10 protein-coding genes and 1 other RNA gene (1 of these 11 running past the window's edge) are annotated in these 9,995 nt (G+C 33.9%); 6 read left to right on the top strand and 5 right to left on the bottom strand.

Annotated elements, in window-relative coordinates; translation table 11 throughout:
* Nucleotides 1-641 precede the first annotated feature (641 nt).
* Together WG67_RS03125 and rnpB are read left to right on the top strand one after the other, a co-directional pair.
* Nucleotides 642-2,288, top strand: coding sequence for a hypothetical protein (locus WG67_RS03125; RefSeq protein ID WP_245683344.1), 1,647 nt, complete (start codon nucleotides 642-644; stop codon nucleotides 2,286-2,288).
* 157 nt (nucleotides 2,289-2,445) lie between these two features.
* Nucleotides 2,446-2,795: RNase P RNA component class A (rnpB, locus tag WG67_RS03120), an RNA gene on the top strand.
* Nucleotides 2,796-2,846: 51 nt separating this feature from the next.
* Here rnpB and WG67_RS03115 read toward each other — a convergent pair.
* Complete coding sequence (locus tag WG67_RS03115) at nucleotides 2,847-3,617, bottom strand: response regulator transcription factor (RefSeq protein ID WP_010962797.1); 771 nt, start codon at nucleotides 3,615-3,617, stop codon at nucleotides 2,847-2,849.
* Nucleotides 3,618-3,942: 325 nt separating this feature from the next.
* Here WG67_RS03115 and WG67_RS03110 point away from each other — a divergent pair, with 325 nt between their 5' ends.
* Genes WG67_RS03110 through WG67_RS03095 form a run of 4 tightly spaced genes read left to right on the top strand, consistent with a single transcriptional unit; the run spans nucleotide 3,943 to nucleotide 7,376 of the window.
* Nucleotides 3,943-4,926 carry an NAD(P)H-dependent glycerol-3-phosphate dehydrogenase gene (locus WG67_RS03110; protein ID WP_010962796.1) on the top strand — a complete coding sequence of 328 codons (984 nt, stop codon included), beginning with the start codon at nucleotides 3,943-3,945 and terminating at the stop codon, nucleotides 4,924-4,926.
* A gap of 19 nt (nucleotides 4,927-4,945) precedes the next feature.
* The gene (locus WG67_RS03105) at nucleotides 4,946-5,428 is read left to right on the top strand and encodes a phosphatidylglycerophosphatase A family protein (RefSeq protein WP_006279290.1); all 483 of its coding nucleotides are present in this window, start codon (nucleotides 4,946-4,948) and stop codon (nucleotides 5,426-5,428) included.
* The gene (locus WG67_RS03100; protein ID WP_006280097.1) at nucleotides 5,418-6,197 is read left to right on the top strand and encodes a GNAT family N-acetyltransferase; all 780 of its coding nucleotides are present in this window, start codon (nucleotides 5,418-5,420) and stop codon (nucleotides 6,195-6,197) included. The genes WG67_RS03105 and WG67_RS03100 overlap by 11 nt, the downstream gene beginning before the upstream one ends.
* Nucleotides 6,198-6,239: 42 nt before the next feature.
* A complete protein-coding gene (locus WG67_RS03095) occupies nucleotides 6,240-7,376 on the top strand; it encodes a transcriptional regulator (protein WP_070356889.1) in 1,137 nt (378 codons plus the stop codon).
* Between the two features lie 3 nt (nucleotides 7,377-7,379).
* Here WG67_RS03095 and WG67_RS03090 read toward each other — a convergent pair whose 3' ends face one another.
* The 4 genes from WG67_RS03090 to WG67_RS08405 all read right to left on the bottom strand — a co-directional run.
* Nucleotides 7,380-8,168 (bottom strand): succinate dehydrogenase iron-sulfur subunit, encoded by a 789-nt coding sequence (locus tag WG67_RS03090; RefSeq protein ID WP_010082472.1) that lies wholly within the window; start codon nucleotides 8,166-8,168, stop codon nucleotides 7,380-7,382.
* Nucleotides 8,169-8,254: 86 nt separating this feature from the next.
* Complete coding sequence (ybeY, locus tag WG67_RS03085; protein ID WP_010082473.1) at nucleotides 8,255-8,707, bottom strand: rRNA maturation RNase YbeY; 453 nt, start codon at nucleotides 8,705-8,707, stop codon at nucleotides 8,255-8,257.
* 384 nt (nucleotides 8,708-9,091) lie between these two features.
* Nucleotides 9,092-9,490, bottom strand: coding sequence for an EVE domain-containing protein (locus WG67_RS03080; RefSeq protein ID WP_007549395.1), 399 nt, complete (start codon nucleotides 9,488-9,490; stop codon nucleotides 9,092-9,094).
* The coding region annotated (locus WG67_RS08405) for a cell division protein FtsZ (protein WP_458694892.1) crosses the window boundary (this coding region is incomplete at its 5' end): on the bottom strand, nucleotides 9,490-9,995 show 506 of its 696 nt. The annotated region continues 190 nt past the right edge of the window. The genes WG67_RS03080 and WG67_RS08405, both read right to left, overlap by 1 nt.

The following is a 9,995-nucleotide window of genomic DNA, read 5'->3' as shown; positions in this document are numbered from 1 at the left end:
GTTTTTGAGAAATAGCATAAAGCTTCTTAGCCCTCTTCAAGCTTATATTTACCTTTTAGTATAAAATATTATATTAATTTTTTAATTTTAGTTAAAATTTTCATTGACATTAACACACAGGAGTAATCATAATAGCATTTTATTAATATTTTAAATAAAATTATTTCTATATTAAGAAGATTGCTCGGGATCAACTCAAATAACCGGAAATTAAAGAAGCGATAGGTTTTAATCCAACAAACGTAGAATTAATTGAGGGGAATGGAGTTGCTTACGGACTCAGCTATCAAGATAATGGGAATGGGAGCAGTAAAGTAAAATTACTTATTAGTCCATTATATCAATCAAAAACATACGAATGTGGTACAAATATCAGCGTAGCAAATGAATTCAAAGATCAATTATCTCTCACATTAATAGAAGATTCAGCTGAAATAGATAAAGTTGGAGTTATCTTTCCTGAAGAAGGAATTAGCGAAGAAGGAGAAAAATGCGTTAAAGGCTTATCTTTTAACACTTACGGAATTAAACAATCAGTTAATACTCCTTCAGTTGAACATTTAGATAAAAGAAAATTACAAAAGAATATTGATAATAATAGTCTTGCAAATGTGGGCAATAGTTACTTTCAACCAAGAGCAGTGAAAGTTGGTAATGGTGACGTAATTGTAATCGCCCATAACTTAAAGGATCAAACTTTAGTTTCTTGGTACTTAAAGTCAAGCGAGAGCGGAAAATTTAAGGTATTGACTGGAGAAAAAGGTGTTACAGAAAGAAAATTGTTCAATTTTGATAATCAGGGGCAATTGGCATTAAATGGAAACACGATGCTTTATTCGCAAGTGAGCAAAAGGATTACTAAGGAAAATCAAGAGGTGAGAAAAACACGTATTTTTAAATTTGATATGGCTAAAGTGATTCAGGGTCTGAAGGATAGAGTTAATGGCTTTTTACTTGGTAATCGAAAAGGTCAAATAGATAATAAAGCACTATCTCTTTCTAGAGAACATGAAATAAGCTTTTTGCAGTATGTTGAACAAACGGAAGGAAATGATCTAGTTGCTTTTCTTGAAAATGACCAATCAGCTAATGAGCAGAGGTTACATATAGCAACTCTACTTAAAAATGGATCAGTGTCAGATTTTCCTATCTATCAATTTACAGATCCTATAGAGCAATTATATATTAAAGGCAACGGTCAGGGTGGTTTTATCGTAACTGCGGTAAGTGGAGAAAATATTGTAACTTTTAATCAAAACGGCTCTGGAAAATCTTCTGAAGCAACAATAATACCGGCAAATAGCATCAAAACTCTCAGTGATTTTGTTAATATCATTAACGGTCGATTAACGCCAGATATTATTTCTAGTAGTACCGTGGCTCCTATAACTGTTGCAGAAACGGTTGTGACTTCTAAGAAGACGCCGACTGCTGCAATTACTAGCACAGCAGAAACCGACGCTGTGAAGACTACTAAATTGACAACGGAAGCCGTTGCACCTACTTCTACAATGAATAAACCTTCAACAGAGTCAACGACTCAAACAAGTACAGTAACAGTGGAGCCAACAACAGCAACAAAAACAACTGCTACTTCACAAGCAACCACGATTACTGCAACGTCAACTAATGTGCCTTCGGAAACTGAAATAAGTACTGTAAAACCTACAGCAGCGACTGGTGCGTCGACTTCTACGATGAGTAAACCTTCAACAGAGTCAACGACTCAAACAAGTACAGTAACAGTGAAGCCAACAACAGAAGCCGTTGCACCTACTTCTACAACGAATAAACCTTCAACAGAGTCAACGACTCAAACAAGCACAGTAACAGTGGAACCAACTGCGCCAACAACAAGCTCAGAGAAAACTACACAAACAGTATTTAGTATACCAAGTACTAGAACAAAAGAGTCAACAACTCCTATATTCACCACGACTTTACTTCCTCAGTCTACTTCTTCACCACAACCTACTCAACTTGCTATAGGGTCTAATAAGGCAGGAATGATAGGGGGATCTTTGGTTGGAGCAATAGGTATTGTTGGAATTATAGGATTCATAGCATATAGATATGTTAAGGGTCGTAATGCTTCTCCTGTATTAGAACTAACTGATTTGGGTTATAGAAGGCGATCATCTTCAAGTAGCGATGAAGAAATTTTTACCACTGGTAACAGAATGCGAACTATATATCAATCTGAAACAGTGCTAAATAGTATATCAGTAGAAAGTAGTAGTCGATCAAGAAGTAGCTCATCGTCTTCAAGCGGTGGACCAGGCTCTTGACTAACTGAAGCGGAGTCTAAAAGTGAAAAAAGCTTATCTTGGGATAGTGATGATGTGCCGGAATATCACCTTTAGCTATTTGTCTAAATGTTTTTAATATGTAGACTGTTAGGAAATTGTCTTTTGCTTTTGTGATTTTCATGTTAAAGTATAATTCCTAGGTGAAATAAGTAGCTGCTGTTGTGTGATAAACATAGCAGAGGAAAGTCCGGGCTCCAAGGAAAAATAGTGACGGGTAATGCCCGCCGGAGGTAACTCCAGTTATAGGGCTACAGAAAATTACCGCCTAAAATATTTTTAGGTAAGGGTGAAAAGGTGTGGTAAGAGCACACCGTGGCAATGGCAACATTGGTAGTCGAGTAACCAACACTAGGAGCAAGATTAAATAGAAGTAGATTTTATGTTTTCCTCATATCTACTCGGGTAAATCGCATGCGGTAAATGGTAACATTTACTCCAGATAAATAGCTACATAAACAGAACTCGGCTTACATTTCACCTAGGCGTTCACATGATACGTGCGATATAAGCCATGCTATATTTAAATGTGTAGGCATTTCATGCGTTGTCCTTCACTTGTTCTGCTTGATAGCCATCACTACTTTCGCCTACATTAACATTAGAATATTCATCATCATCAATATACTCTTTCAGAACATACCCTCTGCCCCAAACGGTTTCTATGTGGCTTTTTCCATCATTTGCACTTTCAAGTTTCTTACGTAATTTGCACATAAAAACATCAACTATCTTGTTATCTGAAGGTTCATCCAAGCCATTGTAAAGATGATTTAAGAACATTTCTTTTGTTAGTACTGTTCCTTTACGCAGTGCTAGCAATTCTATCATAGAATACTCTTTATTAGTAAGGTGAACCGTTTTACCTTTCACCTCAACAACCCTGTGATCAAAATTGATATTTATATTACCAATCTTTATCACCGATTCAGGATGGCCTTTAGTACGACGCACTATGGCCTTAATTCGAGCTAATAACTCGCTTTTATGAAATGGCTTGGTTAAGTAATCATCGGCACCATACCCGAGTCCTTTAGCTTTGTGATTGACAGCGGATATGCATGAAAGTATTAAGACAGGAACTTTGATTTTTGCACTTCTTAGTCTTAACAATATATCATATCCGTCAATATCACCAGGTAAGTGTATATCTAAAATAACTAGGTCATAGTAATCTCCGTTTGAGGAAACCATATTATTGTTATAATCTTGTGCAGAAGTAACAACGTCACAGAAGTGTCCATCAGAAGTTAAGGCGTTAACTACAGTCTTTGCACTTACTTGATCATCTTCAATTAATAATATACGCATATTTTACACCCCATAAATAATTTATAATTTTAGTAATATATATAACTAAAGAAAGTAATAAATCAAATTTTTATTAACAAATGATCAAAATTACACTTATTAATTAATAGTAAATATATTGTTCCAAAGTTATATAAATAGATCTAAAATATAATAGACATACCATGATAGTAATAATATTTTTAGTAAATATTGAATTAAAGTTACTATTATTAAAAGAATACTTCGGTTAATAAATATTTAACTATTCTATATGTCTGTGTTATATTTTTAATTTACTTATCCTACTATTTTAAAGTATAAGTAATATTTTCAGGAATATTGTGTGGCAATATCAATTTTAGGTGCTGGTGCATGGGGTACAGCAATCGCAATTTCATTAGGTAGTAAGAAAGATGTGATTTTGTGGACTCACAATGAAACTACATTTGAATCAATCAACGGGAAAAGAGAAAGTGACAAGCTACCCGGTTGTCGAATTTCTGATAATGTGTCAGTAAAATTGGCTATTGAAGACATAATTAATGCTTCAGTAACAATCCTCGCTGTTCCCACTCAGTCTCTGAGGAAGGTATGTCAGCAATTGCATAATTGTAATCTGAAAAAAGATGTAGCAATAATTTTAGCTTGTAAGGGAATAGAAAAGTCTACATTAAAATTACCTAGTGAAATAGTAAATGAAATTTTACCTAACAATCCTATTGCTATTTTTTCAGGTCCTAGCTTTGCTGTAGAAGTTGCAAGAAAATTACCCTATTCAATGGTTCTTGCATGCCAAAATAACACATTAGGTTCAAAGCTAGTATCAGAGCTGCAACAAGAAAATGTTAAATTGGAGTTTAGTAACGACATTATAGGAGTACAGATTTGTGCAGCGTTAAAGAACGTTTTTGCTATAGCGTGTGGGATTGTTCTAGGTAGTAAACTTGGGTTTAATGCTCATGCAGCATTGATTACGAAAAGTATGAGCGAAATTAAGGCTTTATACTCAGCAAAAATTGGTGACGGTAGTGTGGATATAAATACACTACTTGGGCCAGCATGTCTGGGTGACCTAATTATGACATGCACATCCTTGAATTCAAGAAACTTATCTTTTGGGTTTAAAATAGGTAATAGTGACAATGGCTTTAATGTTCAGCAGATTTTGTCAGAAGGCAAGTCAGTGATTGAAGGTTTTAGCACTGCTGAGTCCATATTTAATTTAGCAGGAAAGCTAAAGATAAAAATGCCTATATGTGAAGCGGTCTATAGATTATTGTATGAAAGCGCCTCTATAGAGGATACTCTTTCTGTTCTTATAAGTTAATTTTGTATTTGGATATATTGTGAAATTTTTATATAAATTAATATCAACGTGGTGGCTGTCTGGAACAGTAAAAAAAATGCCAGGTACTGTGGGTAGTTTGGCTTCTTTTCCGCTTGTTCCTGTAATCCTGAGCAACAAAATTTTAGGTGCAGCAATTATTTCTTTTTTATTCTTAATTGGATTATGGTCTACAGGTAATTATATAAAACATTACAAGACTTCATGTGATCCAAAAGAGGTAGTAATTGACGAAGTGGTTGGTCAATTGCTGACGATACTTTTAGTTTCGATATTGTTAAGCCAAGAGATGAATTGTTCTTCATTGTTGTTGTGCTTTTTTTCTTTTAGGTTTTTTGATATAATAAAAACGTGGCCTATAAATTTAATCGATAAAAATACCAAAGGTCCTTTAGGTATTATGCTAGATGACGTTATAGCTGCAATTTTAGCCTGTGTTCTTATAGGAGCCTTTTATTGTTTATTGTTGGTGTATGCAGGATAAAAAAATTTATTATTCAAGCTTAATTGTTCAAAATCTAAAGGATTATATACTGTACACAGCGAATTTATCTGAGTGGGAAGTACACGATGAATTTGATAACATCATATTTACAATAAATGGTACCAGGGAGTCATTATTTAATTTTGTGTTCTGTGGAGATCAATGTACCGAGCTTTCTATACAAAAAACTCTAGATTATCTCAGAACAAGAGATATAGAAGCAACATGGGTAATAAATTCACATATGAAAATAAGAGATATTTTAGAAAAGTGTGAAATAAAACACGTTAGCACACCAAAAAAAGCTTTACTTAATATGAAAAATTACTTTTTACCTGCTGATGTTATTCCAAACTTGAGGTTAAATGCTGTGAATGGTAGCAACCTCTTAGAACAGTTAGATCTACACACTTCTAAAATTTTTTATCATGGCGTTGGAATTGTCAGCACATTTTTTCGCGGATTATCAAATTATGATGATAAGAACTCAAGATTAAGATTTTTTCTTGTAACACTAAATAATGAAATTATTGGGACATGCGGTCTTTATGTTCAAGATAGCGTAGCTGGTTTTTATAGTGATGGAGTTTTACCAATTTACAGGAATCGTGGAATAGGTACCCAAATGGTTTTAGAAAGAATAAAGATAGCTAAACAGCTTGAATGCAAATATATAGTAGCACATTGTATGAAATCTTCTGTGAACCTTTATAAGAGATTGGGCTTTCAAATGTTAGGCAATCTTTACTTATATACCTCTTCAGCATAATTCTGAGCGGTTACAAATTTTTACATTTGTTTTAAAAGTGCTATGTTTTTTTTGTATGAAGTGGTTTTAATATTGATTCTAATATTATTCTTTCTCTCTTATTCTAAATTAAAAATTAGTAATAAGATTAAGAACTTACAGCATCAAAATGTTATCATAAATAATTTAATTGATACTGTGAATGATGGGTTTTATATTTGGGATGCAAAAAAACGTATAGAAAAGTTCTCTCCCAATTTACTAATTTTGCTTAATACTGTTTTTTACTCATTTAATGAGTTTGTGAATTTTTTTGAGCAATCAGAAAGCTTAATCAAAAATTTTGTTGAGGCAAAGGAAATAAATAAATCTTTTACTCTAGATTTAAAGTCAAAAGACAGTGAGGTTTATTGCATATGTTACGGTAGAAGCATAATAGATGATTCTAACAATGTGATAGGTGTGCTGTTATGGATAAGGAATGTCTCAGACTGTAAGATAAAGGCTAACGGACTTGAGTTAGAAAATAGTAAGCTTACACAGGAAGTGGAGAGCTATAAAAACGTTTTCAACTCTTTACCATTTCCAATACTAAGATATAACAAGAGTAGAAAGGTGGAATTTTATAACTTGTTTTATGATAAATATGTAGATGGTTCTAAGAAATTTGCTATTACCGGTAGCGCTCATAGCACAAAACCAGGAAGACATGTCATAACTTATAAGAACGAACCTAAGGTTTTCGATTTTGTTAAAATTCCAATACAAGTTTCTGGTAGCATAGTAATGTATGGGAAAGATGTTAGTGATGCAGAGAAATTATATACTGAATTAAACAGTTATTTAGCTACACAGAAAAATTTGCTTGAGAGGTTACCGGTTGCTATAGTAATATATAGTAAGAATCAAAAGCTAAAATTTTATAATAATGCTTTTATAAAAACCTTTCAATTTGACCCAAAATTTTTGGCATCTTACCCAACTTATCACGAAGTTATGCTTTACCTCTTCGAATCTAAAAAGCTTTTAGAAAAAGAGGATTTTCAAACTATTAGTAACCAAAGACATGAGTTGTTCAAAAAATTATTTGAATCGTACGATGATACGATGCACTTCACAAACGGAAAAGCGTTCAGGGTATTAACAATACCCTACGCTTCGGAAGGTTTGCTGTTCTCTTACGAAGAATGCAAAAGATAATACTTAAACTCCTTCTCTCTCTACCATGAGCTGTTTTACTTTCGCTATTGCTCTTGCTGGATTAAGTCCTTTAGGACAAGTTTTTGTGCAATTCATTATTGTATGACAACGATACAACTTGAATGGGTCGTTTAAAACATCAAGTCTTTCACCTGTCTTATTATCACGGCTGTCAGCAATCCATCTGTAAGCTTGTAATAGTATTGCTGGTCCTAAAAATTTATCACTATTCCACCAGTAGCTTGGGCAACCAGTCGAACAGCAAGCACATAATATACAGTCGGACAAGCCATCTAATTTTTTTCTATCTTCAGAAGATTGAGAGTATTCTTTATTTGGTAGGGCAGGCTTATCTGCTTGTAACCAAGGTTTAATTGATTTGTATTGCTCATAAAATTGGCTCAAATCCGAGACTAGGTCCTTTATTACATACATGTGAGGTAATGGATATATTTTTACGTCACCTTTTATATCATGTATAGATCTAGTACATGCAAGAGTATTGGTTCCGTCAATATTCATGGCACAAGATCCACATATGCCTTCTCTACAAGAACGTCTGAAAGTTAAAGTCGAATCTATTTCATCCTTTATTTTTATTAATGCATCAAGTACCATAGGGCCACAACTATCCATATCAATAAAAAATGTGTCTATTCTAGGGTTTTTCTCGTCATCAGCAGACCAACGGTAAATTTGAAATCTTCTGATGTTTTTTGCTCTAGCAGGAATAGGATAAATTTTGCCCTTTTGATTAATTTTAGAATTCTTTGGCAAAGAAAACTGAACCATATCACTTACCTTTTATTGTTTATAGCTAAAACCCTTTGTAGATAACATATTTTATTATCATCTACTATATTTTTATTAAATTCCTTTTAAATCGCACACATATTGTAGCCAAGCGAAGCTAAAATCTCTCTTTCTAGATTTTTCATTATAATTTCTTCATCTTTTTTTTGGTGATCATAACCAAGTAAATGCAGTAATCCATGCACTAACATGTGTGCAATGTGAGCAAGAATGGGTATATAATACTCATGCGATTCTCTTTTTATTGTGTCTATTGAAATTGCTATGTCTCCTAAATCGCACTCATTAGACAATTGTTCATACGGAAATGATAGTACGTTAGTTGGCTTATCCATTTCTCTAAATTTTAAATTAAGTTGATGTAGCAAGTCATCATCAGCCAGAGCTATTGATATATTTGGTTTATAGTGGTCTATTTTTAATTCTTTTAGAGAAGCATTGATGACACCTAATACAAAATTTTTAGGATTTTCTATAATGCTGCACCATTTCTTGTCAAGAATATTTACTTCTAACATGAGTGACACATCAGTAAGGGTGTCATGCAAATAGCTGACACTGGAATCCAAAAAAGAAGAGTTATAGACCCTTGTGTCATGTACACAACTGTACGAATATTGTACACTAGAAGGATGTCATCCCAGTGTCTAGGCACTGGGATCCAGGAATTTTGATTAGACATCAAGTTAGTGAATATAAAAGTAGCTAATCTTATATTAAAACACAACGGCTTTAATGTGGGTGCATTAAGGCTGGATTCCAGTGTCAAGCACTGGAATGACACCTTTGTGTTTGATGCAAAATCGGCTATAACGTTTAATGCACTGCCTTCGAGACAAATATTCATACAGCTGTGCGTTGTGTGCTGAGATGACATCATTTAGGAACTGAAATGACAGGTATTACACATCACTCATCCTTATTATTTCATTCCATTCAATTTCCGAAACTGGGGCAATTGATAAACGTGGTTGTTTTAATATAGTCATATTTTTCAAAAGTGGGTTTTGTTTTATATTATTTAACGTTACTTGGTTATTTAAAGGTTTCAAAAACTTTACATTCACTAATCCGAACTTGGGATCATTAACATGATAATACTCTTTAAATACTTCAACGATTCCAAGTATTGCTTTCTCTTTACCTGTATGATAAAAAAACGCAAGATCGCTTGCTTTCATAATTTTCATGTAATTTTGAGCTTGATAATTGCGCACACCATCCCACTCAACTACCTGCTCCTTTTCCATTTTTTGCCATGAGTATTCACTTGGCTCTGACTTAAGTAGCCAAAATTGCATTATTTTTTTCTTCTTAAGTAAGCTGGTATATCATAGATATTGCTGCCCCACTTAGCTCCTTCGCTTACCTGTTCAGCTGGTTTTGTTTCCAGTGTTTTGTCTTGTGTACTTTCACTTTGACTATATGGCCACTTAAATTTCTCTTTCTCTGAGTCTTCGCTCTGACTTATAGGTGAAGTTTCTGATTTATTATTGCGACCATCAATGCCAGTTGCAAGAACAGAAACTCTAACTCTTCCCTCCATCGCTTGATCAAAAGTAGCACCAAATATTATATTTGCATTTTCATCTACTTCTTCACGCACTCTATTGGCTGCAGCATCAACTTCAAACAGAGTCATATCTCCGCCACCAGTAATGTTAATTAATATTCCTTGCGCACCTTTCATTGATACATTATCAAGCAATGGATTAGATATTGCAGCCTCTGCAGCACTAATTGCTCTATCTTCTCCTTCTGCCTCTCCGGTGCCGATCATCGCTTTGCCCATCTCGCTCATTACTG

Source organism: Wolbachia endosymbiont of Drosophila incompta (assembly GCF_001758565.1).
GTDB classification, from domain to species: Bacteria; Pseudomonadota; Alphaproteobacteria; order Rickettsiales; family Anaplasmataceae; genus Wolbachia; species Wolbachia pipientis.
This window is presented reverse-complemented; position numbering and strand designations above follow the sequence as displayed.